Origin of the sequence: Streptomyces sp. NPDC004647, assembly GCF_040609575.1 — a bacterium.
Taxonomy (GTDB): domain Bacteria; phylum Actinomycetota; class Actinomycetes; order Streptomycetales; family Streptomycetaceae; genus Streptomyces.
Window position 1 is genome coordinate 15,339 of sequence record NZ_JBEXKU010000040.1, and the last position, 26,644, is coordinate 41,982.

A 26,644-nucleotide genomic window follows, 5' to 3' on the forward strand; every position below is an offset into this window, starting at 1 on the left:
CACGGGTCCGCACAGGGCTCCGCACACGGGTCCGCACAGGGCTCCGCACACCGGTCCGCAGACGGGTCCGCCCCGCTGCCGTCGCGTGCGTCGGGCCGCGCGGGGAGGGACCATGGAGGTATGTCGAGGAAAGGTTCCGCCGGGTCCAGGGCCCGACAGGTCGCCCTGTCGGCGGTCCGCGAGGCCCTGGAACGCGGCGAGGTGCCGATCGAGGCCCCTGAGCTGGTTCATGGGAACTACGGCGAATTCTGGGTGGGGCCCGACGGCAGGGTGTACATACGGCCGACGCAGGAGCTGTCGGCCGAGCGCGCCCGCGCGCAGCGGGTGGTCGACGTGCAGCTGGTCGTCGACCCCGGCGGCCGCTCCGCCGGTGAACGGGAGAGCGGCCCGGAGTGGCGCGGGAGCACCCCGTGGAACGACGACATGTCCCGGCTGTCCCACTGGCAGGCAGCCGACGGCAGCTGGCTGGTGATCGACGAGCTCTGAGCCAGGATCGACCATCACCCCTGGTGGAGGCACCGCCCCACCAGGGTGGGGAGGATTGGCCCACCGCTTTGGCGGCGCGTGGGAGGGGGAGTGGTGCATGTGCGTGGTGCCACTGCTCATTGCTCATTGCTCATTGCTCACGGCTCATTGCCCACTGCTCGCGGCTCCTGGCTCACGGAGCGAGCGTGGATGCGGGCGCTCTGGCGGGGCCCGCGCTCAGGAACGGACCAGCAGGGCCACCGGCGCCCCGTCGAACAGCTTCGCGACCGGCACCGGGCCGCCTCGCACCACCCGGCCCGACAGCAGGTCCGTCCAGCTCCCGCCCTCCGGCAGCACGAGTTCCGTGTCCCGCCAGCCGCCCGCCTCCTCCAGCCGGTGGGCGAGCCGGGTAACCGCCGTGACCGTCGCGCGGGCGCGGGTGAACGCCACGCAGTGCCCCGCCGCCGAGCCCCGGGCCTCCAGCGGGCCGTACGAGCCCGACTCGCCGAACCAGTCCTGGTGTTCGCGGCGCAGCCGCAGCGCGACAGTGGTGAGCCGGAGCTTCTCCTCCGACATGTCCTCCGGGACCCGCCCGTCGTCGGGCGCGGCGGGCGCGTCGGGCGCGGCAGGTGGGAAGCCGACCGGGCGGCGGTTGTCCGGGTCCACCAGGGTCGTGTACTCCCGCTCCGTGCCCTGGTAGAGATCCGGGACCCCCGGCATGGTCAGGTGGAGCAGTGCCGCCCCGAGTACGTTCGTGCGGGCGCCCCGGCCGAGTGCGCGGCGGAAGAGCGCGACGGTGTCCATCGGCGGACCGCACGGGCCGGCCTTCACGAATGCCTCCACCGCGGCCTCGTACGCCGGATCGCCCTCCGTCCATGACGTCCGCAGCCCCGCCTCCCGCGCCGACTTCAGCACCGCCGGGACGAGCCGCTCCGGATCCGGAAGCCCCAGCCCGTATGCCGTCTGCCAGGCGGTCCAGGCGACGTGCCGGTCGGGGGCGGGGGCGGCCGGGGGCGCGGCGGCAGCAGCTCCTTTGGCACCGGCTCCCGCGCCCGGCCGCGCCGTCTCCTTCGTCACGCGCTCCAGCAGCGCCCCCCATTCGCCCGGCACCTCGCTCAGCAGCGCTATCCGGGCCCGTACGTCAGCGCTGCGCTTGGTGTCGTGCGTGGAGAGCACCGTTCCGGTGGCCGGCCAGTCGCGCTGGAGCCGGGCGCAAAAGGAATGGAAAGCCTGCACGGACACCGCCGGGCTGCCTGGCTCGCCGCCCACCTCACCGGCCGACAGCAGCGGCGCATGGCGGTAGAAGGCCTTGTCCTCCACGGACTTGGCGCGCAGCGCGGAGGAGGTCTGCGCGAACCGCGAACAGAAGGCCAGGTGGTCGGGCGTCGCGCCGAGGAGCCCGAGGGCCAGGTCCCGGACGAGGTCGACCGTGTCCGCCTCCTCGGGTACGCAGAAGGCCTCGCGTGCCCGTTCCGCCGCGGCCCGGACCATCTCCGCGTCACGCTCGGGCGGCGGCTCGCCGGCGACCACGTAAGGGCGGTAGACCGGCAGCCGGACCAGCAGTTCGCGGAGTGCCGCGCGGAGCGCCCAGGGGGCGTGATCGCGCAGCGTGGGTGTCGTCTCGCAGATCCGGGCCGCTGTGCCGGCCAGGAAGGAGAGTTCGGAGGCCAGTTCGTGCGTGACAACCCGGTACGCGGCGCGGCGTACGGTGGCGGCCCACTCGCCCCCCCGGTCGGCGGGCTGCGCTGTGAAGTCCCGGTGCACGAGACGGAGTTCAGCGGCGCCGGCCGGGTCGACGAACAGTCCGTCGAGGTGTCGCAGGGCGTCGTAGCCGGTGGTCCCGGCGACCGGCCAGTCCGCGGGCAGCCGCTCGTCGCCCGTCAGGATCTTCTCCACGACTGTCCAGCGGCCACCGGTCGCCCGGTCGAGCCGGCGCAGGTAGCCGCCCGGGTCGGCGAGTCCGTCGGGGTGGTCGATCCGCAGCCCGTCGACGACGCCCTCGCTCAGCAGTTGGAGCACTTTGGCGTGCGTTGCCTCGAACACCTCCGGGTCCTGCACGCGCACGCCGATCAGTTCGGAGATGGTGAAGAACCGCCGGTAGTTCAGCTCGGTGCGGGCCAGCCGCCACCAGGCGAGCCGGTACCACTGGGCGTCCAGCAGCCGGGGCAGCGGAAGACGGGCGGTGCCGGGCCGTACGGGGAACTCGTGGTCGTGGTAGCGCAGCACGTCCCCGTCCAGGGCGATGTGCTCCAGCTCGTCGCCGAGCCGCCCGCCGAGCACCGGCAGCAGCACGCGGCCCCCTTGCCGGTCCCAGTCGATGTCGAACCAGCGGGCGTACGGCGAGCCGGGTCCCTCCCGCAGCATCTCCCACAGGGGCCGGTTCAGGCGCTCCGGCACCGGCACCGCCATATGGTTCGGCACGATGTCCAGCACCAGCCCGAGGCCGTGTGCGCGAGCCGTACGGGACAGCGCGCGCAGTCCCTCCTCGCCGCCCAGCTCGGCTCGTACGGCGGTGTGGTCGACCACGTCGTAGCCGTGCGTCGAGCCCGGCACGGCTTCCAGTACGGGGGACAGATGCAGATGCGAGATGCCGAGCGAGGCGAGGTACGGCACGGCCGCGGCGGCAGCCGGGAACGGGAAGTCCGGCTGGAGCTGGAGCCGGTACGTGGCGGTCGGCAGCGGCGCGGCAGGCTCGGGCGTCATGGCTAGGAGGTACCCCCGCGCGCGGGTTTCGTGCCTCGCGCCCGGGCATCCGGGTCACCTCGCTGCCGGCCCTGCCGCCTCCTCGGGTCGTCGTGGGGTCGTCGTCGGGTCGACGCAGCGGTGGGCAGGCGGCGGTCGTCGCGAGCCGTACGGCCTGACGGCGGGGGCCGCGGCACACACCACCGGACGGACCTCCGGCCGGCCCGGCCGTGCCGACCGATCAGCGCGGGAGCGCTCTTCGACGGCCGGTGAGAACGCGGCGCGGGCCGCCCTTTCGCCACTGCCGCGGCCACGGGCGAACGCCGTCCTTGGCCGTGCGCGCCGGGATGTGCGGTCCTCCAGGCCCTTGGCGCAACGGCGCTCCATGGCAGCCCGTCCTCGTTCGTCACCCTGGGTGTGGCGAGCACGTGCTGGGAGGCGGCCGGCCGGCGGCGCACCACCAGCGCCGAACGGGCATCGGGCCGCGGGGCCGGGGCGCAGGCGGGGAGTGCCGTGCCGGTTCACGCTGCTTGAGCCACCTCGGGGCGGATCCGGTGCGGCGCGCCGGGGGCCCGGCAGGACCGCCGGGAGGGCCGTACCGGCTCCGGAGTTCCCGCGGGCCGCCGCCCGGGGCGCGTTACGCCGGGCGTTGCAGGACCGTCAGGCTCCGGTCCACCAGGCGGAGTCGGTCACCCGCCTTCACCTTCTGGCCCGTGCCCGGCTCCACTCCCTCCGTCACCGCCGTGTCGACCACGACCTGCCACTGCCGTCCGTGGTTGACCGGCACCACGAAATCCCGTTCCGTGTCGCTCGCGTTGAACATCATCAGGAAGGAGTCGTCCGCGATCCGCTCCCCCCGGGGCCCCGGCTCGGAGATGGCGTTGCCGTTGAGGAAGACCGTGAGCGAGCGGGCCGACGCCGCCTGCCAGTCGCGCTGACGCATCTCCTCGCCCTCCGGGGTGAACCACGCGATGTCCGACAGCTCGTCGTGCGTGCCCTCCACCGGGCGGCCGTGGAAGAAGCGCCGGCGTCGGAAGACCGGGTGGTCGCGGCGCAGCCACACCATCGAGCGGGTGAACTCCAGCAGGCCGCGGTCGTCGTCCTCCCCGGGCCAGCGCACCCACGACACCTCGTTGTCCTGGCAGTAGGCGTTGTTGTTGCCGTTCTGGCTACGCCCGAACTCGTCGCCGTGGCTGAGCATCGGCACGCCCTGCGACAGCATCAGCGTGGCGATGAGATTCCGCTGCTGCCGGGCGCGCAGCGACAGCACCCCGGGGTCGTCGGTCGGCCCCTCGGCCCCGCAGTTCCAGGACCGGTTGTGGCTCTCGCCGTCCCGGTTGTCCTCACCGTTGGCCTCGTTGTGCTTCTCGTCGTACGACACCAGGTCGCGGAGCGTGAAACCGTCGTGGCAGGTCACGAAGTTGACCGAGGCGATCGGCCGCCGGCCGTCGTCCTGGTAGAGGTCCGAGGAACCGGTGATCCGGGAGGCGAACTCGGCCAGTGTGCGTGGCTCGCCACGCCACAGATCGCGCACCGTGTCGCGGTACATCCCGTTCCACTCCGTCCACAGCGGAGGGAAGTTCCCCACCTGGTAGCCGCCCTCGCCGACATCCCACGGCTCGGCGATCAGCTTCACTTGACTGACCACCGGATCCTGCTGCACCAGGTCGAAGAAGGACGACAGCCGGTCCACCTCGTGGAACTGCCGGGCCAGGGTGGCCGCGAGATCGAAGCGGAATCCGTCCACCCGCATCTCGGTCACCCAGTAACGCAGCGAGTCCATGATCAGTTGCAGCACGTGCGGGCTGCGCATCAGCAGTGAGTTGCCGGTCCCCGTCGTGTCCATGTAGTAGCGGGGATCGTCGCTCAGACGGTAGTACGAGGCGTTGTCGAGACCGCGGAAGGACAGCGTCGGGCCGAGGTGGTTGCCCTCCGCCGTGTGGTTGTAGACCACGTCGAGGATGACCTCGATGCCCGCCTGATGCAGCGCCCGTACCGCGGACTTGAACTCCAGCACCTGCTGGCCGCGGTCGCCCCAGGAGGCGTAGGTGTTGTGCGGCGCGAAGAAGCCGATGGTGTTGTAGCCCCAGTAGTTGGCGAGGCCGGTGTCCACCAGTCGGTGGTCGTTGACGAACTGGTGGACGGGCATCAGCTCGAGCGCCGTCACCCCCAGCTCGGTCAGGTGCTCGATGACGGCGGGGTGGGCGAGCGCCGCGTAGGTGCCCCGCAGCTCTTCCGGCAGTGCCGGATGGAGCATCGTCAGCCCCTTCACATGGCTCTCATAGAGCACGGTCCGGTGGTAGTCGGTCCGCGGCGGCCGGTCGTCGCCCCAGTCGAAGTACGGATTGACCACCACGGACGTCATCGTGTGCGGCGCCGAGTCGAGGTCGTTGCGGTCGGCCGGCCTGCCGAAGTGGTAGCCGTAGACCGCCTCGTCCCAGTCGATCCGGCCGCTGATGGCCCTGGCGTACGGGTCCAGCAGCAGCTTCGCCGAGTTGCAGCGGTGCCCTCGGGAGGGCTCGTACGGTCCGTGGACGCGGAAGCCGTACCGCTGGCCGGGCATGACACCCGGCAGGTAGGCGTGCCGTACGAAGGCGTCGGACTCGCGGAGTTCCACCGCTGTCTCCGAACCGTCGTCGTGCAGCAGACACAGCTCGATTCTCTGGGCGGCTTCGGAGAACACCGCGAAGTTGGTCCCAGCGCCGTCGTACGTGGCGCCGAGGGGGTACGCCTGTCCCGGCCAGACCTGCATGATGTCGACTCTTCCACTCCTGATCCGGACTCCGCGAGACGGCGAATCCCTGACCGAACAGGAATCCTTGCCCAACCAGCGGACTCGCGGGGCGCTTTCGTCAGATCTTCCTCGAAAAGAGGGCAACCTCCTACGACAACGCCTCGTCCTACTGGGTGACCGCTACATATGCCGTATGCAGTCATCAGGTGATATGGGGGAAGAGAGGGGGGCATGTGCGCGCAATGATGCGCCGCCACCTGGGCAAGGTGGTGGCCGGGGCGGCCATCGCGGTGACCAGTACCGCGGTGATGGTCGCAGTGACGCTGCCGGGGGACGCGGGGGCCGCGGACGGCCGGACGGAGGGGCGCGGCGGGTCAGCCGCCCAGTCGTCGGACGAGGGACAGGAACAGGGGCAGGGGCGGGCGCAGCAGCAGCCCGGTGTCGTCGAGTCGTCCGTACCGGTCGGCGCCCGGGGCACCGGCCGGGACGCGCTGACCGACGACGAACTGAGGCGCGCCGAGCAGCTCGCCCTCAACCCCGGGCTCCGCTCGGCCGGTGAGGACGTCGAGGGCGAGGCGGGCCCGCAGTGGCTCAGCACGGACCTCGCGGAATTGCAGCCCTCGGAGACCGGTGCCGCCGACCCACCGCGCCGCGCCGAGCTCTCCTACTACGACTACAAGGCCGACACGTTCCTCACCAAGACCGTCAACCTGACGACGGGCAAGGTGGAGAAGACCGACACGCTGCGCGGTGAGCAGCCCCCGCCGACCAGGCCGGAGGCGGCCGAGGCCGTGAAGATCCTGCTGGACAGCCCGCTGAGCAGCGGCCTGAAGAAGGACTACCGGGATGCCACGGGCAAGGCGCTCACCGGTGCCGACCAGCTGGAGACCACCGGCATGGTCTACCGGATCGACGAGGAGAACAGCGGGCCCGCCGAGCTGCGCGAGTGCGGCAAACACCGCTGCGTGCGGCTGTTCACCAAGGTCCGCAACGGCCCCTGGATCGACAGCCGGCAACTGATCGTCGACCTCAGCGACCGGACCGTCGGCCGTATCTAGACGTCCGTCCTTCCGTACTTCTGAGCGAGAACAGCGAGAAAGCGGAGCCACCATTCATGCGTGAAGGAAGATTGAGCCGCGCCCGGATACGGGCGACAGCGGCCCTCGGACTGACGGTGCTGCTCGGCGGGGCGATGGCCGCGGCGGGCCCGGCGGGAGCCGCGCAGGCCGCACCCAAGACCCCGAAGGCCCCCAAGGCACCGGCCGCCGCGGCGGACTGCAGCGCCGCCTCCCGGATCGAGCAGAAGCTCGCGGGCGGCACGACCTGGCGGATGTGCTGGCACTACGAGTCCAAGGCCGGGCTGGTGCTGGACAAGGTCAGCTACCAGCCCAAGGGCGAGGCCCGTCCCATCCCCGTCCTCACCACGGCCAAGCTCGGCCAGATCCATGTCCCGTACGACGACGGCTCCGTCGAGTACGACGACCTGACGGGCTACGGCTTCGGCGAGGGCGTGCAGAACCTCTCACCGCAGGAGTGCCCGGGCGGCACCCTCAAGAAGGTCAAGCTGCCGCACGCCGAAGCGGTCAACGGCCTGTGCACCACCACGCGCGCCCGCGGGCACGCGTACCGCGCCGCCGCCGACGAGGACAACGGCAAGGTCTGGTCCGCCCAGGGCAAGGACCTGCTGGTCTACAGCGTCAACAAGGTCGGCTGGTACGAGTACATCACCGAGTGGCGGTTCTCCGACGACGGCACCATCTCGCCCCAGGTCGGTGCGACCGGCAACCTCTCGCCGTCCGACTACAACTCCGCGGACGGCCGCGGCTGGCCGATCGGCAAGGGCGCCCGGGACTACGCCACCAGCCACAGCCACAACGTCTTCTGGCGGCTGAACTTCGGCCTGGACGGTGCCCCCGCCAAGGTCCAGCAGTTCGACGCGACCACCACCGACCGCCCAGGCCGGATACCGACCACCAAGACCAAGCGCACCGAGGTCGGCAAGGAACTGGCCGGCAACAGCGCGGCCCAGCGCTGGTGGCGTCTGGTGAGCACCAGGGGCAAGAACAAGGACGGGCACCCGCGGTCGTACGAAATCGTCCTCGGCCACAGCAACAAGTACCCGGGGCGCCCGTACACCAAGAACGATGTGTACTTCACCCAGTGGAATGCCTGCCAGCAGTTCGCCAGCCACAACCGCAGCTGCCCCGGCACCAGCGTGAACACCTGGGTCAACGGCGAGACGCTCAAACACCCGATCGCCTGGGTCAACATGGGCTTCCACCATGTGGCGCGCGACGAGGACCAGGCCCCGATGCCGCTGCACTGGCAGGGTTTCCAGCTCGCACCGCGCGATGTGACCGCCATGAACCCGCTCACTCCGGCCGCTCTCGCGGACCAGAACGGCCAACCGACCACTCGGTAAGGTGAGTTGGTAGACCAGTCAACGGATGAGGGTGCACCGCCCTCCGCCCACGCAGTACCCTTCCTTGATCGTGGAACGGGGGGCGGAAGGCGGTGCACAGGTGAGCTCGGGCGGGCTTGAGCTGCCTCCTGGTGACGGTGGCCAGCAGGGGAGCGCCAGTGACGTCCCACCCGGCGCGGTGTCCCTGGCACGGCCGATGGAGATCGGAGCGGAACTGGACTGGGGCGCCGACGCCTGGACCGAAGTGCGTACGCGCGCGCGACGGGCCGGGAGGGCCTATATCTGGCTGAACCTCGTCGAGCAGCGCCTGCGTGCGGTGGTCGCCGCGGTGCTCCGCCCCATCTATGAGCCGGTACACGGCGACGAGTGGGTGGTCGCCGCGGCCGGACCGGCCGGGCACGAATGGGTCCAGCGGGCCGTCGCCGTGCGCGAGGTGAGCCGGCGCAAGGGCTATCTGCTCGACCCCGCGGACGACAATGTGCTCAGCTTCCTCACCCTGCCCCAGCTGCGCGAGCTGATGGTGCAGCACTGGCCGTGCTTCGAGCCGTATCTCGACGACCGCCGCGATCTCGAACTCGCCCTGGACGAGCTGGAGGTGACGCGCAATGTCGTCTCCCGCAACCGCGCGCTCTCTGAGACCGTTCTCGCCCAGGCCGAGCGGGCCTCGGCCCGGCTGCTCGACACCCTCGGCAGCGGAGCGGGCGTGCCCTCGGCCGACCGGCTGCCGGTCGACGCCGTGGAGGACCTGGTCGGAGACCGGTACGCGGACGTGGTCGGGGTCCACGCCGACCGGGTGCGGCTGCAACGGCAGCTGCCCGCCGAGGACCTCTTCGGGGGCGCCCGCCGCGTCGACGCGATCGGCATAGGCCTGAACCTGCTGGTGCAGAACTACTCGGGCCGGCGGATGGTACGACTGGCCGAGTCCGGCTGCCGTGCGCGGCTGCTGTTCCTCAACCCGGCCAGCAGCGCGGTGCGGCGCAGAGAGCGCGAACTCGGCCTCAAGAAGGGCGAGCTGAGCCGCTCCGTCGAGATGAACATCATGCACATGCGGCGGGTACGGTCACGGTTGCGGGACACGGGCGGCTTCGAGATCCGTGTCTTCGACGAGACACCCCGTTTCACCGCCTATCTGGTCAATGGCGACGGAGCGGACGGGCTGGCGGTCGTCCAGTCCTATCTGCGCCGCGCGCGCGGCATGGAGGGTCCGGTGCTGGTGCTGCGCGGCAGGGGCCGCGAAGTGGTGCAGGAGGACGGCAAAGAGGCGGACCACGGGCTCTTCCAGACCTATGGCGAGGAGTTCGAGAGCGCCTGGACCGACTCCCGCCCGGTGTCCTGACCCGTTCCCGCGCGGTGTCCTGGCCCGTTCCCGCGCGGTGTCCTGGCCCGTTCCCGCGCGGTGTCCTGACCCGTTCCCGCGCGGTGTCCTGGCCCGGCCACGGCCCGGCGGTCCGCTGTCAGTGCCGCGTGGGAGGGTGGAGGTCATCAGGGGGACGCACCAAGGAAGAGGGGGGCCGCGGGTATGGGCTGGCACCGGGAACTGCTGATCGGCTTCGACCTGGAGACGACGGGGACGGACATCGAGCGGGACCGCATCGTGACGGCAGCGCTCGTCAGGCTCGAGCCGGGCGGCAGCCCGGTGACGAAGCGGACCTGGCTGATCGACCCGGGTGTGCCGATCCCCGACGAGGCCACCGCCATCCACGGCATCTCGACCGGGCACGCGCGCGAGCACGGTACGGCGGCGGGGGAGGGCGTCGAGGAGATCGTCGGGGCGGTGGCCGAAGTCCTGCGCGCTGGGTACCCGCTGGTCGTCATGAACGCCCGGTACGACCTGTCGCTGCTGGACCGGGAGAGCCGCCGGCACGGGATCACGCCGCTGTCCGCCCGGCTCGGCCGGGACCCGGGGCCGGTCATCGACCCCCTCGTCCTGGACAAGCACGCCGACCGCTACCGCAAGGGCAAGCGCACCCTGGAAGCACTGTGCGGGCACTACGGCGTGCGGCTGGTCGAGGCGCACGAGGCGGGCGCCGACGCGGTCGCGGCGGCCGAAGTGGCGCTGCGCATCGGGGAGAAGCACAAGGAGCTGGGCTCGATCGACCTGCCGGCGCTGCACGAGCTCCAGACAGCGGCGGCGGCCAAGCAGGCCGAGTCCTTCCAGGAGTACCTGCGCCGGACTTCGGACCCGCAGGCGTACGTGGAACGTGCCTGGCCGCTGATCCCCGCTCAGCGGCCGTCCCCGGATCCCGCGCGGACGGAGGGCTCGGCGGGGTCGTCGGAACGCATACCGTCAGAACGCATACCAGCGGATCCGGTCATCCCCGGCGCGCAGTGATCCCACCCGGGTGCGGAACTCGGCCAGGGCCGCCGGATTCGCGGGGGCGTGCTGAGCCACCCACGCACAGCTCGCCGTCTCCCGGGCGCCGCGCAGCACTTCACAGCCGTCCCAGTCCCGTACGTCCCAGCCGTACGCGGCGGTGAAGGCGGCGTACTCCTCGGCGGGGAGCCCGTAGCGGTCCAAGGACAGGGCCATCACGACGAGGTCGTGCTCGCGCAGATCGTGGGAGAAGGTCTCCAGATCGACCAGCACGGGTCCGTCGGGGCCGATGTGCACATTGCGGGGGAGCGCGTCGCCATGGACCGGGCCGGGCGGCAGCCGCGGTACGAGTTCCGCGGCGGCCGTGGCGAAGCCGTCCCGCCGCTCGCGCAGATACGCGGCGTCGGCGGGGTCGATCGCCTCCCCGGCCAGCCGCAGCCAGCGCTCCACGCCGCTCAGCAGATCGCGCCGCGGCAGCGGGAAGGGCGGATCGGGCAGTCGGTGCACCAGCCGCAGCAGCGCGGCCAGATCGGCCCCGCCCGCCGGGCGAACGGCATTCGGCAGTCGCTGCCACACGGTCACCGGGTGCCCGTCCACCAGCCGGGCCTCGCTCTCGGCCGGCCGCACGGCCGGGACGCCCTGTTCGGCCAGCCAGGCCGCGGTCCGCAGCTCGCGTCTCATCCGCTCCAGCAGCTCCGAGCCGCGCCCCACGCGGACGACGGGCCCGTCGCCGCCCAGCGCGAACACGGCGTTCTCGCCGAGCGCGAGCAACTGGGCGTCGGCGGCCGGGAATCCGGCCTGTGCGATCACTTCCCGTGATCGCTGCTCGGTGAAGGGCACCGATCGGGCCCGCGCCATGCCCTACCTCCGCTGTCCGAGTGCCGTTACGGGACCCCGTACGAGCCCCGTACGAGCCCCGTACGAGCCCCGTACGAGCCCCGTACGAGCCCCGTACGAGCCCCGTACGAGCCCCGTACGGGACGCCGTACGGGACGCCGTACGGGACTCAGTCTCCCAGCCGCGCCGGCAGGGCGCTTCCGCGGCCGGGGCGGGTTCGGGCGCGCAGGGCCCGGGCATGGGTGCGGGCTCTGGGCGCGGGCATGTGGGCGCGGGGGTCCGGGCCCGGGCGTGGGTGCCCGCTCTGGGCATCGGCGCCCGGCAGCGGGAGGTCTTGACGGTCGGGCCGTCCGTCAGCACCATGACGGCGTTCAGAACGGCAACCTGGTGCTCGCCGCTACCATCCAGCCGCACGGCCCTGACCCGGCGGGGCGCGGGCGTCACGAGATCGGCGACGGTTGAGACGTCACGAGCGGTGGCCACCACCCGGTCGCCGTGAGCGATCACGGCGAGGGCGAGTTCCCGCCCCATCCGGAACTCGTCCCGGTGATGAACCGGACCCGGCCGCCGCCACGCGCTTCGCCGCGCTGCTCGGTCATCGTGCTCCCCGGCGCCCAGTTGCCCCGTCACCCGACGCAAGGAGACGCTGACCAGCGCAGAGTCGTACGCACCCCAGAGCTGGTCCATACGAGGTGCAGGGCCTCACGACAGCGCGCAGGGAGCGCGGGGCCTGAAACTGTCATCGACTCAGGCAGTGAAAGAGACCGATACCCCCGGGTAAAGGTTGTGCTGGGCGGATCTTGTCCTTTGGGTTACTGCATTCCTAACGTCGGGTGAACCAGACAGAACCTGCTGCCAGGAAGTGGGCCATGCCCCGAGACATACCGCCCCTCGCCGAGGTGCGCCGCACCACCGAGAAGAAACGTGACGCCTGGTGGACGGTGTTGCTGGTGGACCCCGTCGCCACTCCGCTCGTCCGGTGGACCGCGATGTGGACCCGCGTCACTCCGAACCAGATCACCTGGCTCGCGCTCTTCCTCGGCCTCGGCGCTGCCGGCTGCTTCGCCGCCGGGAGCTGGGGATGGCTGCTGGCCGGAGCCGCGCTCTACCACCTGAGCTTCATCCTCGACTGCATGGACGGCAAGCTCGCCCGGCTCACCGGCACCGGATCGGTGTTCGGCGCCTGGCTGGACTACGTCTTCGACCGGCTGCGCGTGCTGGCCTGTGCCGTCGCGCTGATGGGCGGCCAGTACGCCCGTACCGGGGAGGTCGTGTATCTGTGGCTGGCGCTCGGCGTGGTCTTCCTCGACATGCTGCGCTATGTCGACTCACTGCAGATCTTCAAGATCCGGCACGGGATGCGCAAGCAGATCAAGTCCCGGATGCGCGCGGCGCGCAGGGCCGAGGACCAACAGGAACTCACCTTCATGGAAGACCTGTTGCAGGAGAACCCGGAAGCGGATCTCGAGCAGGACCGGATTGTGGCGGGCGTGGCTGTGAGCGCGCACATGGCCGTGGACGCGGGCTCGAGCGTGAGCGCGGACACCGCCGCGGACATGGGCGCGGGTCCGGGCGCGGGTCCGGGAGTCGGTCCGGGCGTGGGGGCACCGCTTATGCCGGAGCGGCGCCGACCGGACGTCGTCGACCTGCACCAGGAGTTCCGGCACCGCTTTCCCTGGTACATCCGGTTCCGCTCGTTCCTGCTGCGCCACCGCATCCGTACGCATCTGATCAGCGGCATCGAGTTCCAGATGGCCGTGTTCATCGTCGCCCCGGCCGTGGACGCCATTGCCCCGGTGACCATGGGAGCCGGTGCGCTGCTTCTCGCCTTCGAGCTCGCCGTCATCTACAAATTGCTGCTGTCGACCCGCGACTTCACCCGCACGATCCAGTCCTTCGGGACATCGTCGACGGTCTGACGGCATGGCACATCAGGGCGGTGGCGTACGGGCGAGCCGCCCGCACGGATCGGCACCGGCACGCGCGCGGGCCCGGAAGCCGTAACCCCGGGCCCGTACACACCCCCGTTCCGGAACAGGGCCCTTGGTCCTTCCGGCTCGTCACCGCCCTCCCGGGCGGCGGTCCTCGGCGGCACGGCGAGCGCCACGGCGCTCGCCCTCACCTCCGCTGCTACGAAGCTGCACGGCGCCCGGGACCGGCCATCCTGCTCTCCGGTGAACCGGGCGCCGCCCTCTCCGCCTTTTGGAGGGGGCGCGCCCCTCATGCGACCGACCATGTCCCCTTAGATGTAGCGGAGTTGAGGCCGGTCGCTTCAACTTGGTCCCGATTGCCATGGTTTGGGATTTCTGCTGCATTGTTGCCTGCGTCACACCTGCGAGATGTCACACCCTTGTCATTGAATTGCTCGCGTCAATCGGTCAGGGTTTCGAGCCACCCGGACGCATATCTTCCTGCGGATCGGGGCGATTGCAACAACGCTTCAACCCCCCACACAGCAATCGAGGAGACCTCTCTTCATGGCTAACCACAAGCGTTACGGCAAGCGTCGGCTCACGGTGGCGATATCCGCCACGGCGGCGGTTCTCGCCGGAGGCACCCTGCTGACGCTCCCCGCGGGCGCGAGCCCCGCACCCGCCGAGGGAAAGATCTTCGGCGCGAACGCCGAGACCGCCATCAGCGGAAGCTACATCGTTCTGCTGGACGAGAAGGCCGACAAGAAGGACCTCGCCAAGGAGTACGGCGGCAAGCTCAAGCGCGCGTACTCCTCGGCGGTCAACGGCTTCTCCGCCAACGGCCTCACCGAGACCGAGGCCAAGCGGCTCGCCGGCGACCCGGCCGTCGGCAAGGTCGTGCAGAACAAAAAGTTCAGCATCAACGCCACGCAGGAGAACCCGCCGTCGTGGGGCCTGGACCGGATCGACCAGGCCGACACCGCGGGTGACAAGAAGTTCGCCTACCCGGACGCAGCGGGCGAGGGCGCCACGGCGTACGTCATCGACACCGGAGTGCGCACCACGCACAAGGACTTCGAGGGCCGCGCCAGCTCCGGTTTCGACGCCGTCGACGGTGACGACTCGGCGGACGACGGCAATGGCCACGGCACCCACGTCGCGGGCACCATCGCCGGCAAGGACCACGGCGTCGCCAAGAAGGCCAAGGTCGTTGCTGTCCGCGTGCTGGACGACCAGGGCTCCGGCACCACCGAGCAGGTCGTCGCGGGCATCGACTGGGTCACCCAGAACCACCAGGGTCCCTCCGTCGCCAACATGAGCCTCGGCGGCGGCGCCGACGAGGCCCTGGACGCCGCGGTGAAGAAGGCGATCGCCTCCGGCGTCACTTTCGCGGTCGCGGCGGGCAACGAGTCCAGCGACGCGGGCCAGGGTTCCCCGTCTCGGGTGAAGGAAGCGATCACCGTCGCCTCCAGCACCGAGAAGGACGAGCAGTCCGACTTCTCCAACTTCGGCAGTGTCGTCGACATCTACGCCCCGGGCTCGGAGATCACCTCCGACTGGAACGACAGCGACGACGGCACCAAGACCATCTCCGGTACGTCCATGGCGACCCCGCACGTCGTGGGTGCCGCTGCCGTCTACCTCGGCAACCACAAGGACGCCACCCCCGACAAGGTGGCTGCCGCGCTGACCGAGGGGGCCACGCCGGACAAGATCTCCAACCCGAGCGAGGGCACCCCGAACAAGCTGCTGAAGGTCGTGGAGTAACTCCGCAAGCTCCCGCAGACGCCGGCCGCCACGCCCTCCCCCACGGGGCGTGGCGGCCGGTCCCGTTTGCCCCAGGTACCGGCTGCCCGCCCGATGAGTTATCCACAGGACGCGAGCGGCCGCGGCGCGAATTCGCCGCGGCGGCTACCGTCGGTGATGGAAGGGCAAGGGCAACAGCCAGGGGAGTCAGGGGGATGAGGATGCACGGGGGTCTGCCGTTCATCGGCTTCAGCACCATCGTCTACGCCGCGGTCGGGCTTGTCGCCGTGGTGGGAGGTGCGGTCCGGAACCCGGGGATAGCCGGGAGGCTCGGATCGTTCGGGAAGTTCGGCACATTCGGGGGAATGAACCATGCGAAGTCTCACTGTCATCGTTCCGGCGCACAACGAGGAGGAGGGGCTCCCCGCGACGCTGGAGTCCCTCGCCCGGCAAACGCTCCGGCCCGACGAAGTCATCGTCGTCGATGACGGCTCGACCGACCGCACGGGAGAGGTGGCGCGCTCGTTCGGCGTGACGGTGCTGACGCCGCCGGGCAATCTCGGCAGCAAGGCGAAGGCGCAGAACTACGCGCTGCCGCACTGTACTACCGATCTGGTGCTCGCGGTCGACGCCGACACCGTGCTGGCGCCGGACTACATCGAGAAGATCGAACCGGCCTTCGACGACCCCGGCGTGGTCGTCGCGGCAGGCAATGTGCAGACGCGGTACACGCGAACGGTGTGGGAGCGCGGCCGGTCCGTCGAGTACCTCTTCGGATTCCACTGGCACCGGCCGATCCAGAACTGTGCCAACAGCCCGATGGTCTGCTCCGGTTGCTGCTCGGCGTTCCGGCGGGACGTTCTGATGGCATTCGGGGGCTTCCCGGAGCGCACGATCGTCGAGGACATGGACTTCACCTGGTCCCAGCAGATCGTGGGCCGCAAGGCCGTCTATGTCGGTGACGCGGTGGCATGGGCGGCCGACCCCGAGACCCTGACGTATCTGCGCAAGCAGGTCTGGCGGTGGATGGCCGGGTTCTGTCAGAACGTCCGGCTGCACATGGGGCAGTTGCTGTTCAGAAAGCCGCTGCTCGCCGTGTGGGTTCTCGTGGCGCTGCTGGAGATCGTCACGGCTCCGCTGTGGTGGGCCACGCCCTTCGTCGTCGCGGCGACGACGGACCGTCCCCTGGCCCCGACGCTGGCGTGGTGGGCCTGCGCGGAGATAGTCCTCACCGCACCACCCCTGGTCTACGCGGCGCGCAGGCGGAAGCTCCCGGTCCTCGGCGTACTGCTGAACATCCCCTGCGTCTACCCGACAAAGGTCGTCAACCTCTACTACGCGTGGAAGGCCCTGGTCGTCGAACTCCTCCTGGTCCCGCTCGGACTCTCCCGGGGCCTCACGGTCTACGAGAAAGGCCGAGCCCCCACCCCTGCCGCAATGGTCGGCGCCGAGCCATCAGCAGCGCGGTGAACACCCGCGTCCTACGGCCGTCGCCCTCACCGGTGTCCCCTACGTGCACGAAGCGGATGCGCTTCAACAGTGCCTGCGCCCGGCGCGGCGGCCGCCCGGCGGAGCAACTCCGACCAAGTCTTTGCGCCGATGTGCGCACATGCAAGCAGGAGTGGTCCTTTGGCTGCGGCCGATGGCTCGCCCAGGACGAGGACGCCAGGGCCATCGACCGTGAGCTGACCAGAGCCTGATGTGAACGGGCCGAGGACGGTCCGGACCAGCGTGCCGCTCTCGTGCCGCTCCTGGACCGTTCTCCCCGGCTCGCACCCCCGACAACTGGCGTCAGGAGAACGCGGCTTCGTCCCCCATGCCCGGTGGGCTCCGCTGTCAGGCGTAGGTGTAGTGCGGTGTGTGGTCGAGCATGTCCGCCGGAGTGACGTCGTTCCAGGGCTTCATCGTCTCGTTCAGGTCCACGACGTTGGGTGTGCCGGTGGTCGGCACGTAGCTCGAGGTCGGGTGCAGGCGCTGCCAGTCGGCCCAGAGTTTGTCGATGAAACAGTGGTGCAGCCAGAAGACCGGGTCGTTGGGCGACACGCCGGTGGTCATCTGACCGCCGACCCAGACGTGAACGCGGTTGTGCAGGTTCGCGCCCCGCCAGCCCTCGAGGTTGTTGCGGAAGCCGTCGGACGCGCTGTTCCAGGGAGCCGCGTCGTAGACGGGCATGGCCAGCACCGCGTCCACCTCGGCCCGGGTCGGGAGCTCGCGGACGCCGACTCCGAGAGCGCGCCGCAGATACGTCCGCCCATCGACCCGTATGTTCATGGTCCAGTTGCCGCTGCCGGTGGCGAAGGGACCAGTGGTCACCCGGCCGTCGCCGCTTCGCCCGTTCCCGCCGAGGAAGTCGTCCGCCCACAGGGAGCTACGCGGTGTGCGGTCGGCGGTCCAGTCCCAGTAGGGCAGCGTGACCGAGGGGTTGACGGTCTGCAGAGCCTGCTCGAACTGCAGGATGAACCTGCGGTGCCAGGGGAGGAACGACGGTGAGCGGTGGCCCACCCGCTCACCGTTGTCGGTGTCACCCATGATGAAACCGTTGTGCGTGGTGATGAATTCGTCGTAGCGGCCGCTCCGCTTGAGTGCCAGCACCGCGTCGACGAAGTTCCGCTTCTCGGTGGCGGTGAGGTCCGCCTGGTTCTTCCGGTCTGCCATGTCGAGGTCTCCTCGTGGGTTGGTGGACGGTCTGAGGGGCGCCGGTCAGCCGACGGGAACCGGGACGAGATCCGCGCCGTGGAGCTCGCGAACGGCGGCGCGGGCCACCGCGCGTGGGGTTCGGAACGTCTCGTAGTGGTTGACCACGCTGATCCACGTGCTGTCGGCGTTCTGCATCACGTGCAGCTCCTCGCCGTCGACGCGCACGGAGTAGCCCATCGCCCCGTGGCCTTGGTGACCACCGCGGTCTGCGTGGCTGCCGCCGTGACCGCCGTGACCGCCGTTGCCTTCGTGGCCTTCGTCCTGGTTCATCGGCCTACCCTCGATGAGGCGGCCGAGATAGACCTCGGAGAAGGCCTCGGGTATCTCGGAAGTGCCGGAGCGGACGGGGCGCTTGTCCGGTGCACCCGAGCGGGAGGCGGTGGCAGCGGCGACGGCCGCCGGTGTGGCCAGCGCGGCTCCGGCCAGCACCAGGGCGCTACCGCGCAGAACGTGGCGGCGGGTGGGACGGGACATGGAGGACCTCCTCTGTTCGTCTTCTGCGGCGGTGCCACGGAAGGTTCGGTCTTCGCTCTGCGGATCGATGATCGTCCCGCGCTGCAACATGCTGGCAGGAGCAGACACCGCAAGAAGGAGGTTGGCCATGAACCAGACATTCGGCTCATGGCATTGCAAAATTCAACGACGGCGATCTTGCTCGGGCTGCATCGCCGAGGGTCGCGGAAGCAAATATTCCGCTGTTTCTGATGCCAACAACCGAATATTCTCTCGCTGTTGACCATAAAGGGTGACGTCTCTCACGCCAGGAAGTCGGCGGGAATGCGCATCCCGAGAGGCGTTTGGCAGCGCGCCATCACCGGTCCGGCACCGCTCGTCGGGGCCGCCGGTCACTCAGGTGCGTTCTCCCGCTCGATCGACCCGAGAGGGGAGGGAGAGGAGATCGGGTGGCATCCGTGTCGGGGGAGGGGACGTGGCGGCCATCGAAGTCGCTGGCGCTGGCGTTGGTACCGGCCTTGAGTCACAACTCAGAGCCGGGTCGCCATTCGCTCGACCGCGTCCTTGGCCTCCTTCAGCTCAGCTCCCGTGACCTCGCGGTAGACCTTGATTGCTTGGAGCTTCTTCCCGTCCAGCAGGAGCGCACCGACCTGATCCATTTCCGGGTCGGCATCGCGGATGCCCAGATGGCCCATGACCAGATCAACCTTGCGCTCCACTCGGGCGATTCTGCGATCGATCCGACCGAGCTTGCGCTCTATGGTCGCGCCCAGGAGTCCGACAAGAGGGATGAGGAGGTACACCGCTATGTCCATGTTCCGGATCCTAGCCAGCTCGTCGGACAGCGGCACGTCGTACGCCCGGCACGTCCTACGCCGGCACGTCGTACGCCGGCAGGGGTGTACCGCCATGGATCGCGAGGGGCGCTCTGGGCGGCCATGCAGCCCCAGGCCACATCGGTGCTTCAAGCGGTACGGGTCAGTATCTCGCGGCGACTTGCGCAGCTGTCGCCGGAGCGGAGTGGAGCCGGGGCAGCGGCTCCGGAGCCATGGACCGCGGCCTCAGGCACTGACGATCCGGCCGATCCGGCAGCGGGAGTGGCCGCGCAGCGGAGGCGCAGTTTCCCGCCCAAATCGTTACCCAGCAAGCGGCCAGTGGACCGAAGCCCTGCCGCAGCCCACTCGTACCGTCCGGTCCGGGTGCGAGCCGGCCGCCCGGAGCACGGCTCCCGCGCGGTGGGTGAGTTGGTGGTGAGCGGTGGGTGGTGGGTGGTGGGTGGTGGAAAGACGGTCGTCTATCCAGTGGGATAGCCCCATGGCTTCTCATGCTTCCGCCGGCACACCAGCGACCTACGATCGCATCGGGACGGGCTACGGGCAGGTGCGTCGCCCTGACCCGAGACTGGCCGCGCTGATCAACAAGGCTCTCTCAGGGGCGCGGACTGTAGTGAATGTCGGCGCGGGTGCGGGCTCTTACGAACCGCCCGATGTCGAAGTCACGGCTGTAGACCCCTCCCAGGTCATGCTCGACCAGCACCCCGGATCCCGCAGAGTGCGGGCCCACGCGGAGGATCTGCCGTTCCGGGACGGGGTGTTCGACGCGGCCATGGGGGTGCTGACCGTGCACCACTGGACCGACTTCCGCCGTGGACTGCGGGAGATGCGCCGGGTGTCCCGGCGGCAGGTGGTGTTCACCTGGGATCCCGCTCACCGTCCGGAGCTGTGGCTGATCGACGAGTACCTGCCGCAGATTCGGGAGCTGGATCTCTCCCGCTTCCCTACGCTGTCAGAGGTCGTCGAAGCGATGGGCGCTCACACCGTGAGTTCCTTCCCGATCCCGTACGACTTCACCGATGGTTTCCAGAACGCCTTCTGGCGCCGCCCCGAGCAGTACCTGGAATCGTCGGTGCGCCACGCCAGCTCGTCGCTCGCTGAGCTGCCCGCGGACGTCGTCGAACCGGCCATGGAACGGCTCCGGGCCGACCTGGACTCCGGGGCCTGGGCAGAGCACCACGCCGACCTACTGGCCCGCGACAGCATGGACTACGGCTACCGGTTGCTCGTCGCCGACCAGAGCGGCGCCGGCCGTCACTGACAGCTATAGCGGATGACGCGTCACACCCCGTGCAGTTCAGAGCCCTTGCCAAGGTGGGCGGACGGTCGGTATGCATGCAAGGACGTGGCCGTCCGCTGAAGCGGACGGCCACGTCCGACAGAGATCCCCTCCGGCGCGAAGGACGGTACATGGGCAGCAGCGAATCAGCACGTCACGAGGCTGGCCGCCCGATACTGCAGAAGTTCGACAGGCGGCTCAACGAGCTGATTCAGACCATCTACCCCGACGAGCGCAAGCGGCCGGGGTACGCCAGGCTGGCCAAGGAGATCAGCGAGGTGACCGGAGGTGCCATCTCCGGTACGTACCTCTGGGAACTGGCAACGGGCAAGAAGCGCAATGTGACCTTGGAACAGCTTGACATCCTCGCGCAGTTCTTCGGCGTGCCCCCGGAGTATTTCTTGAATGATGAAGTTTCTCAGCGCGTCAAATCCCAGCTCGCGCTGGCCACCGCATTGCGTGATGCCAGGATCCGCAATCTTGCCCTGAGGTCGGAGGGGTTGTCGCCGACAAGTCTGGATGCCTTGCTGACCATGGTCAACGAAGCGCGCAGGGTGCAGAATCTCCCTGAGGTCAGGGATCGCGACACGGAGAACGGGGGCGCCGATGGCTAGGCAGCGGGCGCAGGTCGGCAGGGATTGTCCAACCACGGATTGTCGCTCTTCGGGAGAGCGGGCCGGAGTGAAACGGCGCATCCCTCCCCAGGCTGCTGGTTGTCAGGATCTCCAGCAGACGTACGGGCGCCGGCCGTAACTCTGTGATCAGACGGCCGGGATCGGCCATGGCTTCAACCACTCTCGGCCGCAACGGACGCACGAGATTCGCCGCCGCATGCATGGCTGCCGCCATGAGTGACATCCGTTATTGGACGGCCGCCGGTTGGGAAGGCTGATGTCTGTTTGTGCGCACGGATATCGGCGCTGCCCAAGGAAGGCCCAACGGAACAGCACATGTCGTACAGATATCTCAAGTTGCGCCGGCGTTGCGAGCCGATACTCGCTCAAATCGACTTGCCTCGGCCGTTCTCCATCGAAGCTCTGTGTCACCACATCGCCGAACAGCGGGGTCGGCCCCTCTACCTTCACCCGCTACCGCCGGAAGCAGCCATGTCCGGCACATGCGGCCTGTGGCTCGGTACCGCAATCGACGATCACGTCTTCTATGAGAAGCAGACGTCGCGGCTGCACCAAGAGCACATCATGCTGCATGAATTCGGGCACATCCTGTTCGGCCATGACTCGCTGGACACGGGAGACAACGTGGGGGCACAAGCACTTCTGTCGGACCTGGACCCGCGGCTGGTGAGGCATCTCCTCGGCCGCACCAATTACACAACGCGCCAGGAGCAGGAAGCGGAAATGCTTGCCAGTTTGATACGGACAAGCGCGGACCGGCCTCATCCGGAGCAGTCGAGTGGCGTTCTGGGCAAGCTCGAGTCGGCTCTGGGAATAGAGGCGTCCCGTGGCGGGTGATTTAGCAGAGCTCGGGAACCGGCTGGAATACCCCTGCAGCCTCTTTCTTTGGTTCGCGGTTCTGGTGCGCGGGCCCTCGGCCTTTCGCTCCCCTCAACAACGCGGGCTGTGGCTGGCGGTTGCCACGGCGGCGGTCGCCATGGCCCTCAATCTCCCCGTGGTTGTCTCGCTCATACTGAAGGCCTCCGGCTCGGCGCATGGCGCCGCACTGACGAGGAACATGTTCGGATTGCTGTCCGCCGGTGCCGTGCTGCACTTTGTCGCCGTCGCACACACCAGCGGGCGCCGTCTGAAAGTCGGTCTGTGCCTCGCCGTGGGTGCGATCATGGTCGCCCTCCTGCTCTTCGACCTCGGTGCGCCGCCGCATCAGGAGCACAGCATCCCCGCAGTCGGTGAGCCGTCCCCTTCCGCTGCCTACTGGCTGACGCTGATTGCGGCCCATCTGCTGGCAAATGCGGCCTGCGTCCGAGTCTGCTGGCGGTACGGCCTACGTGCGGAGAGCCCCTCTCTCGGAGCGGGCCTGAAACTGTTCGGCCTGGGAACCGCATTCGCCGGACTGTTCTGGCTCGTCTATTTTCTCCGGCTTACCCTCGACACGAACCGGGTCATGCCCTTCCTTCCGCTGCTCATGAACCTGCATGCGGTGTTCCGGGCGTCGGCCATCCTCGTTCCGACGCTCTTCACGGCCCGCCGTGCGGCGGCGGACATCACGACGGCCTGGCACCTGTGGCCCCTGTGGCGAGACCTTGTCGATGCCGTGCCCCACGTCGCCCTGACCAAGCCCAGGTCGAGGACCGCCGAGATCCTGTGGCCCCTCATCCCCCGCAAGCTTCTGGTGTATCGCAGGGTCATCGAGACCCGGGACGCCATCCTGGTCCTCTACGACTATGTTCAGCCGGCCGGCTCGGGCCTTGCGTGCAGCCATGGGACGGATGCTGGAGTTCCGCATCCGGGCACCGACGCGGCCGTACTGGCGTGCGCCATGCGGGAGGCGCGCAGCGCCAAGCTCGCCGGCCACCGCCCCCAGCGGTCGAGCGCCGTCAACCCATTCGCCTTCGACGGGGACCTTGAAGATGAGAGAACGTTTCTTCTGGACGTGGCGAGAGCCTACGGGGCGGCCCGTGCAGGGGCGTTGAGTAGCCGGCCGAGCCCTGGGAGTGGCTCGCTGCCGACGAGGTGGTGGACCAGGCGTTGAGGGGTCGTCCTCGGAACAGGCCCATCGGCTTCGGTTGGAGGTGCACGGTGTACGCCCTGGTGGTACGGCATCCCTCACGGATGGCGACGGCCAGGACGGCTCGTAACCGGAAGCCCCCGGAATCAGAGCGTCCACCCGGCCCCCGCAGCCCCCGGCCCCCGACCGGATCCATCATCCGCAATAGCGGACGTCTTGACCGGCCGGTAACCGCCAAGTAGCGTTTTCCCGCGTGCGGTTGATGGCGGGCGGCCCCATGAGACTGCGCTCTGCGTCACAGGAGTAATGGTGTAGGCGACTGTGTCAGTGTCGGCATGTCTCGCTCGGGGGAGGCGCTCGTATCCAGGCGTTGGCCGACGAGGACCGAGCGAACCGGCCCCCAAGGACACGACGGATGCCTGCCTGCTTCACACCACTCCGTGCTCCGACGCTGCAGCCGTTCCCTGTCCGCCGCCGCACCGGACGTTCTCGCGCGGACGACCTCGGGACCACGGCGGCGCAGCCACGCCCCGGTGGTGTCCCCGCTGCGGGAGCGGACCGCGACCAGCTCACGAGTTTGGCCAAGATTAGGGGGATTCCATGAACCACCGTCAGGTGATGTCACCCTGGACTGCCGAGCCTCACGACATGACCGAGGATCCCGTACGCCGGATCGCCCGCTGGACCCTGGCGGCGAAGCGCGAGGTCATCTGGAGTGTCAACTTCACCGACCGGTCGACCCTGGCCGTCGATCACTTCAAAGTGATCGACGCGGCGGCCTCCCGCCTGACGGACCGCGGGGTGGACGTGAGTCTGCTCTGCCCGCCGAGTGTCACCCAGCTCCCGAGCATGCGTAAGCAACTCTCGAGGGCGGACAGCCGATTGCATGTCTCGGTCACCGGAGTGGCGACCCAGGGTGTGCTGGCGATCAGGGACCGGTCGGCGGCGGCCATCGAGTTCCCCGAGGTGAACGGCCCCGGGGCGACGTCTGTCGTGGTCGTGAACAATCCGGCGGTGGTCGAGGTGCTCTCCCGCACCCTCTTGGGGCCGGCCCGCTCGTCCGTCTCCGTGCTCCACTCCGAGGAGGACGCCAGGAGTGCGCCGGAACGCCAGGTGCTGCACTTGATGGCGATGGGCTACAAGGACGAGGTGGCGGCTCGGAGGGCGAGCCTGTCCCTGCGCACCTACCGCCGCCATGTGGCCACGATCATGAAGGAGTTGGGAGCGGAGTCCCGGTTCCAGGCAGGGGTGCGCGCTGCGCAGATCGGGCTGTTGGACGACCACAGTGCCGTCGGGCGAGCCGTGACGGCCCGCCCGGCGGCTCCGGGCGCCGCATCTCCCCTGCCCGGGGGGCGAGGGGCCGTACGCTCTGCGCCTCGGGGGATATAGCCTGCCCACGGCCGAAATTCGGGATTTCTCGGTGGCGTCCGCGCCGCAGAACTGTCCGCGCTGACGTATGTGTTCCGGCCAGTGGCGCGGCTGTGCGTGGAACCGGCCGGATCCACACGACTGGGGGGAAGGTCTATGGCCCGGTACGGCACCGGCACCGCACCTCAACGGGGCGCGGCCACTCAGCAGGGGAGCGGCGGACAACCGCCGCCGACCGACCTCGAACAGGCCGGTGACCGGCAACGCACGGGCGAGGAGCGGAAGCGGCGCAGCGTCAGGGCGCAGGGCAGACGGAGCCAGGCGGGGGCGCCGGCCTGGCGGAGGAGCCGTCTGGTGCTGGCGCCTGTGGTGTTCGGCCTGGCACTGGTGGGGATCTGGGAGCTGGTCACCAGCAGCGGCGGCGTCTCGCCGTTCTTTCTGCCCGCCCCCGCCGACCTGGTGGAGCGCTTCGGCGAGCAGATCGGGAACGGCGACTTCCGCACGTCGACGCGGTGGACCGTGATGGAGGCGCTCGCGGGGAGCGGCCTCGGTCTGATGGTGGCGCTGCCACTGGGCTATCTCATGGCGCACAGTCCCCTGGCTGCCAGCACTCTCCAGCCGTACATCGCCGCTTCGCAGGCATTGCCCGCCATCGCTGTCGCCCCGCTGCTCGCGCTCTGGATGGGGTACGGGCTGCTGCCCATCGCCGTGCTCTGCGCTCTGCTGGTGTTCTTTCCGATTCTGGTCTCCACCGTCCATGGGTTCCGCTCCCTGGACGGGGACATCCTGGACGCAGCCAGGGTCGACGGCGTACGGCGTTGGGGCATGCTGTGGCACATCGAGCTGCCCCTCGCCCTCCCTCAGATCCTCGCCAGCGTCCGCACCGGGCTGACGCTGTCCATCACCGGTGCCGTGGTCGGGGAGTTCGTGATGGGTGGTGAGGGGCTGGGGCAGCTGCTGGCTGTGCAGCGCGGTGAAGCCGACACTCTCGGCCTGTTCGCCACCCTGCTGACGCTGACTCTTCTCGCCGCGATTTTCTATGGGCTCGTACGGCTGGTGGAGCGATGGACACAGCGCTGAACACAGTACTTGGCGGGGGCACAGAGTAATACAGATTCCTTTTGGAAACGGTCTGTTGGGCACTTCCGGCCATCTGGGTTCGGAACGGTTGACTCACTTCCGTGCCGGGGCAGATGCTTGCAGCGAAATCCAACGCGCTTGGACAGCAGGCGAATTGCTCTGACCGGTGCTTCAGGAACTCGATGCACTTTCTCGGGCTGTACCGGCGGCCTGGAAGTGGACGTGGAGGAAGCGTGACCATAAAGGCTCTGATTCTCAACACCACACTGCGGCGTTCCCCCAGCCGTTCCCAGACTCAGGGGCTCATCGACAAGGCAGTGGCGGGATATCAGAAGGAGGGCATCGAAACCGAGGTCATCCGCGTCATCGACCATGATATCGAGCAGGAGTACTGGGACGACTTCGACGACTGGAACGCGGGTGAGAAGGCGCGGCGCAAGGACGAGTGGCCCTGGCTGCTGGGCAAGATCAAGGCTGCGGACATCCTCGTCATCGCCACTCCGATCACGCTCAACATGTGCACATCGGCGGCACACGTCATCCTCGAGAAGCTCAACCTGATGGATGAGCTGAACGCCGACACCGGGCAGTTCCCGCTCTACAACAAGGTCGCCGGGTTGCTGATGTGCGGCAACGAGGACGGTGCCCACCATGTCGCGGGCACTGTACTGAACAATCTGGGCCGGCTCGGGTACATCGTTCCGCCCAACTCGGCCGCGTACTGGCTCGGCCCGGCGGGCACCGGGCCGGGGTACATCGAGGCCCACGGCGACAAGCACTTCCACACGAACAAGCTGATCCGGTTCATGGTCTCCAACACCGCTCAGATGGCGCGCATTCTCGATGCCACTCCGCTCACCACAAATCTGGCGGACTGTGCGGCGGAGGCACGGGCGGAGAGCTCGGAGGTGTTTGCCATTCGCGTCAACGTGGACACCCCGGCCATTCGCTACAAGCGTTTCCAGAACCTCGGCGATGTCCCGCTGACGGAATCCGTACTGGCCGCCGATGAAGAGAGCACACCCACGAAGACGGCCTGAGTAACCTTCCCTGGACGGGCAGTTCGAAGAGGGCGGCGCTGCGATGCGTCGCCCTCCCCGCCGTTCTCTGAGCGGAAGCGGCCGAAGCGGCCCGCCGTTCTCTGGAGCGGAAGCGGCAAGGGCCCGGAGCGGCCCGAA

At 69.2% G+C, this 26,644-nt stretch carries 22 protein-coding genes; 15 read left to right on the forward strand and 7 right to left on the reverse strand.

The window, feature by feature from the left end; genetic code table 11:
• The first annotated feature begins 120 nt into the window (after positions 1-120).
• Entirely contained in the window at positions 121-486 is a 366-nt protein-coding gene (locus tag ABZW18_RS19075; RefSeq protein ID WP_356188774.1) for a hypothetical protein, read from the forward strand.
• A gap of 216 nt (positions 487-702) precedes the next feature.
• On the opposite strand, the gene treY is transcribed toward ABZW18_RS19075, so the two are convergent.
• Positions 703-3,168, reverse strand: a complete 2,466-nt coding sequence (gene treY / locus ABZW18_RS19080) for a malto-oligosyltrehalose synthase (RefSeq protein ID WP_356188776.1) — start codon at positions 3,166-3,168, stop codon at positions 703-705.
• A 616-nt stretch (positions 3,169-3,784) separates the two neighbouring features.
• Complete coding sequence (gene glgX, locus ABZW18_RS19085; protein ID WP_356188778.1) at positions 3,785-5,899, reverse strand: glycogen debranching protein GlgX; 2,115 nt, start codon at positions 5,897-5,899, stop codon at positions 3,785-3,787.
• A gap of 224 nt (positions 5,900-6,123) precedes the next feature.
• Here glgX and ABZW18_RS19090 point away from each other — a divergent pair, with 224 nt between their 5' ends.
• The 4 genes from ABZW18_RS19090 (at position 6,124) to ABZW18_RS19105 (ending at position 10,635) form a co-directional block, all read left to right on the forward strand.
• Positions 6,124-6,939 (forward strand): Tat pathway signal sequence domain protein, encoded by an 816-nt coding sequence (locus ABZW18_RS19090; protein ID WP_356188861.1) that lies wholly within the window; start codon positions 6,124-6,126, stop codon positions 6,937-6,939.
• A 56-nt stretch (positions 6,940-6,995) separates the two neighbouring features.
• Positions 6,996-8,303: a copper amine oxidase gene (locus ABZW18_RS19095; protein ID WP_356188781.1), complete on the forward strand. Its 1,308-nt coding sequence runs from the start codon at positions 6,996-6,998 to the stop codon at positions 8,301-8,303.
• A gap of 100 nt (positions 8,304-8,403) precedes the next feature.
• On the forward strand, positions 8,404-9,639 hold the full coding sequence (locus ABZW18_RS19100; protein WP_356188783.1) for an SAV2148 family HEPN domain-containing protein: 1,236 nt from the start codon (positions 8,404-8,406) through the stop codon (positions 9,637-9,639).
• A gap of 183 nt (positions 9,640-9,822) precedes the next feature.
• Positions 9,823-10,635: a 3'-5' exonuclease gene (locus ABZW18_RS19105; protein ID WP_356188785.1), complete on the forward strand. Its 813-nt coding sequence runs from the start codon at positions 9,823-9,825 to the stop codon at positions 10,633-10,635.
• Here ABZW18_RS19105 and ABZW18_RS19110 read toward each other — a convergent pair.
• Together ABZW18_RS19110 and ABZW18_RS19115 are read right to left on the reverse strand one after the other, a co-directional pair.
• Complete coding sequence (locus tag ABZW18_RS19110) at positions 10,591-11,475, reverse strand: aminoglycoside phosphotransferase family protein (RefSeq protein ID WP_356188787.1); 885 nt, start codon at positions 11,473-11,475, stop codon at positions 10,591-10,593. The genes ABZW18_RS19105 and ABZW18_RS19110 overlap by 45 nt on opposite strands.
• Before the next feature lie 3 nt (positions 11,476-11,478).
• Complete coding sequence (locus ABZW18_RS19115; RefSeq protein WP_356188789.1) at positions 11,479-11,985, reverse strand: hypothetical protein; 507 nt, start codon at positions 11,983-11,985, stop codon at positions 11,479-11,481.
• A 338-nt stretch (positions 11,986-12,323) separates the two neighbouring features.
• Here ABZW18_RS19115 and ABZW18_RS19120 point away from each other — a divergent pair, with 338 nt between their 5' ends.
• The 3 genes from ABZW18_RS19120 to ABZW18_RS19130 all read left to right on the forward strand — a co-directional run bounded on the left by ABZW18_RS19120 (position 12,324) and on the right by ABZW18_RS19130 (position 16,583).
• Entirely contained in the window at positions 12,324-13,373 is a 1,050-nt protein-coding gene (locus ABZW18_RS19120; RefSeq protein ID WP_356188790.1) for a CDP-alcohol phosphatidyltransferase family protein, read from the forward strand.
• Between the two features lie 558 nt (positions 13,374-13,931).
• On the forward strand, positions 13,932-15,134 hold the full coding sequence (locus ABZW18_RS19125; protein WP_356188792.1) for a S8 family serine peptidase: 1,203 nt from the start codon (positions 13,932-13,934) through the stop codon (positions 15,132-15,134).
• A gap of 351 nt (positions 15,135-15,485) precedes the next feature.
• The gene (locus ABZW18_RS19130) at positions 15,486-16,583 is read left to right on the forward strand and encodes a glycosyltransferase family 2 protein (protein WP_356188794.1); all 1,098 of its coding nucleotides are present in this window, start codon (positions 15,486-15,488) and stop codon (positions 16,581-16,583) included.
• 366 nt (positions 16,584-16,949) lie between these two features.
• On the opposite strand, the gene ABZW18_RS19135 is transcribed toward ABZW18_RS19130, so the two are convergent.
• From ABZW18_RS19135 to ABZW18_RS19145, 3 genes are all read right to left on the reverse strand, one after another.
• A complete protein-coding gene (locus ABZW18_RS19135) occupies positions 16,950-17,768 on the reverse strand; it encodes a tyrosinase family protein (protein WP_356188796.1) in 819 nt (272 codons plus the stop codon).
• 45 nt (positions 17,769-17,813) lie between these two features.
• Positions 17,814-18,284: a tyrosinase family oxidase copper chaperone gene (locus tag ABZW18_RS19140; RefSeq protein ID WP_356188798.1), complete on the reverse strand. Its 471-nt coding sequence runs from the start codon at positions 18,282-18,284 to the stop codon at positions 17,814-17,816.
• A gap of 509 nt (positions 18,285-18,793) precedes the next feature.
• Complete coding sequence (locus ABZW18_RS19145; RefSeq protein ID WP_356188800.1) at positions 18,794-19,078, reverse strand: ribosomal protein L7/L12; 285 nt, start codon at positions 19,076-19,078, stop codon at positions 18,794-18,796.
• 499 nt (positions 19,079-19,577) lie between these two features.
• On the opposite strand from ABZW18_RS19145, the gene ABZW18_RS19150 reads away from it, so the two are divergent.
• From ABZW18_RS19150 to rosB, 7 genes are all read left to right on the forward strand, one after another.
• Positions 19,578-20,357, forward strand: coding sequence for a class I SAM-dependent methyltransferase (locus tag ABZW18_RS19150; RefSeq protein ID WP_356188802.1), 780 nt, complete (start codon positions 19,578-19,580; stop codon positions 20,355-20,357).
• A gap of 149 nt (positions 20,358-20,506) precedes the next feature.
• Entirely contained in the window at positions 20,507-20,989 is a 483-nt protein-coding gene (locus ABZW18_RS19155; protein WP_356188804.1) for a hypothetical protein, read from the forward strand.
• A gap of 336 nt (positions 20,990-21,325) precedes the next feature.
• Entirely contained in the window at positions 21,326-21,847 is a 522-nt protein-coding gene (locus tag ABZW18_RS19160) for a hypothetical protein (protein WP_356188806.1), read from the forward strand.
• Positions 21,837-23,042, forward strand: a complete 1,206-nt coding sequence (locus tag ABZW18_RS19165; protein WP_356188808.1) for an MAB_1171c family putative transporter — start codon at positions 21,837-21,839, stop codon at positions 23,040-23,042. Before ABZW18_RS19160 ends, ABZW18_RS19165 begins: the two co-directional genes overlap by 11 nt.
• A gap of 624 nt (positions 23,043-23,666) precedes the next feature.
• Positions 23,667-24,407: a helix-turn-helix transcriptional regulator gene (locus ABZW18_RS19170; protein WP_356188810.1), complete on the forward strand. Its 741-nt coding sequence runs from the start codon at positions 23,667-23,669 to the stop codon at positions 24,405-24,407.
• A gap of 498 nt (positions 24,408-24,905) precedes the next feature.
• Entirely contained in the window at positions 24,906-25,466 is a 561-nt protein-coding gene (locus tag ABZW18_RS19175) for an ABC transporter permease subunit (RefSeq protein ID WP_356188863.1), read from the forward strand.
• A gap of 233 nt (positions 25,467-25,699) precedes the next feature.
• The gene (gene rosB / locus ABZW18_RS19180; RefSeq protein WP_356188812.1) at positions 25,700-26,506 is read left to right on the forward strand and encodes an 8-demethyl-8-aminoriboflavin-5'-phosphate synthase RosB; all 807 of its coding nucleotides are present in this window, start codon (positions 25,700-25,702) and stop codon (positions 26,504-26,506) included.
• Positions 26,507-26,644 lie beyond the last annotated feature (138 nt).

What these genes read in the sequence shown, in the direction of transcription:
- ABZW18_RS19140 (WP_356188798.1), bottom strand. Translation starts at nt 18,284, where the DNA reads ATGTCCCGTCCCACCCGCCGCCACGTTCTGCGCGGTAGCGCCCTGGTG.
- ABZW18_RS19120 (WP_356188790.1), top strand. Translation starts at nt 12,324, where the DNA reads ATGCCCCGAGACATACCGCCCCTCGCCGAGGTGCGCCGCACCACCGAG.
- ABZW18_RS19150 (WP_356188802.1), top strand. Translation starts at nt 19,578, where the DNA reads ATGGCTTCTCATGCTTCCGCCGGCACACCAGCGACCTACGATCGCATC.
- treY (WP_356188776.1), bottom strand. Translation starts at nt 3,168, where the DNA reads ATGACGCCCGAGCCTGCCGCGCCGCTGCCGACCGCCACGTACCGGCTC.
- ABZW18_RS19130 (WP_356188794.1), top strand. Translation starts at nt 15,486, where the DNA reads ATGCGAAGTCTCACTGTCATCGTTCCGGCGCACAACGAGGAGGAGGGG.
- ABZW18_RS19155 (WP_356188804.1), top strand. Translation starts at nt 20,507, where the DNA reads ATGGGCAGCAGCGAATCAGCACGTCACGAGGCTGGCCGCCCGATACTG.
- ABZW18_RS19170 (WP_356188810.1), top strand. Translation starts at nt 23,667, where the DNA reads ATGACCGAGGATCCCGTACGCCGGATCGCCCGCTGGACCCTGGCGGCG.
- glgX (WP_356188778.1), bottom strand. Translation starts at nt 5,899, where the DNA reads ATGCAGGTCTGGCCGGGACAGGCGTACCCCCTCGGCGCCACGTACGAC.
- ABZW18_RS19135 (WP_356188796.1), bottom strand. Translation starts at nt 17,768, where the DNA reads ATGGCAGACCGGAAGAACCAGGCGGACCTCACCGCCACCGAGAAGCGG.
- ABZW18_RS19115 (WP_356188789.1), bottom strand. Translation starts at nt 11,985, where the DNA reads ATGGGGCGGGAACTCGCCCTCGCCGTGATCGCTCACGGCGACCGGGTG.
- ABZW18_RS19105 (WP_356188785.1), top strand. Translation starts at nt 9,823, where the DNA reads ATGGGCTGGCACCGGGAACTGCTGATCGGCTTCGACCTGGAGACGACG.
- ABZW18_RS19095 (WP_356188781.1), top strand. Translation starts at nt 6,996, where the DNA reads ATGCGTGAAGGAAGATTGAGCCGCGCCCGGATACGGGCGACAGCGGCC.
- ABZW18_RS19125 (WP_356188792.1), top strand. Translation starts at nt 13,932, where the DNA reads ATGGCTAACCACAAGCGTTACGGCAAGCGTCGGCTCACGGTGGCGATA.
- ABZW18_RS19110 (WP_356188787.1), bottom strand. Translation starts at nt 11,475, where the DNA reads ATGGCGCGGGCCCGATCGGTGCCCTTCACCGAGCAGCGATCACGGGAA.
- ABZW18_RS19160 (WP_356188806.1), top strand. Translation starts at nt 21,326, where the DNA reads ATGTCGTACAGATATCTCAAGTTGCGCCGGCGTTGCGAGCCGATACTC.
- ABZW18_RS19090 (WP_356188861.1), top strand. Translation starts at nt 6,124, where the DNA reads ATGATGCGCCGCCACCTGGGCAAGGTGGTGGCCGGGGCGGCCATCGCG.
- ABZW18_RS19075 (WP_356188774.1), top strand. Translation starts at nt 121, where the DNA reads ATGTCGAGGAAAGGTTCCGCCGGGTCCAGGGCCCGACAGGTCGCCCTG.
- ABZW18_RS19145 (WP_356188800.1), bottom strand. Translation starts at nt 19,078, where the DNA reads ATGGACATAGCGGTGTACCTCCTCATCCCTCTTGTCGGACTCCTGGGC.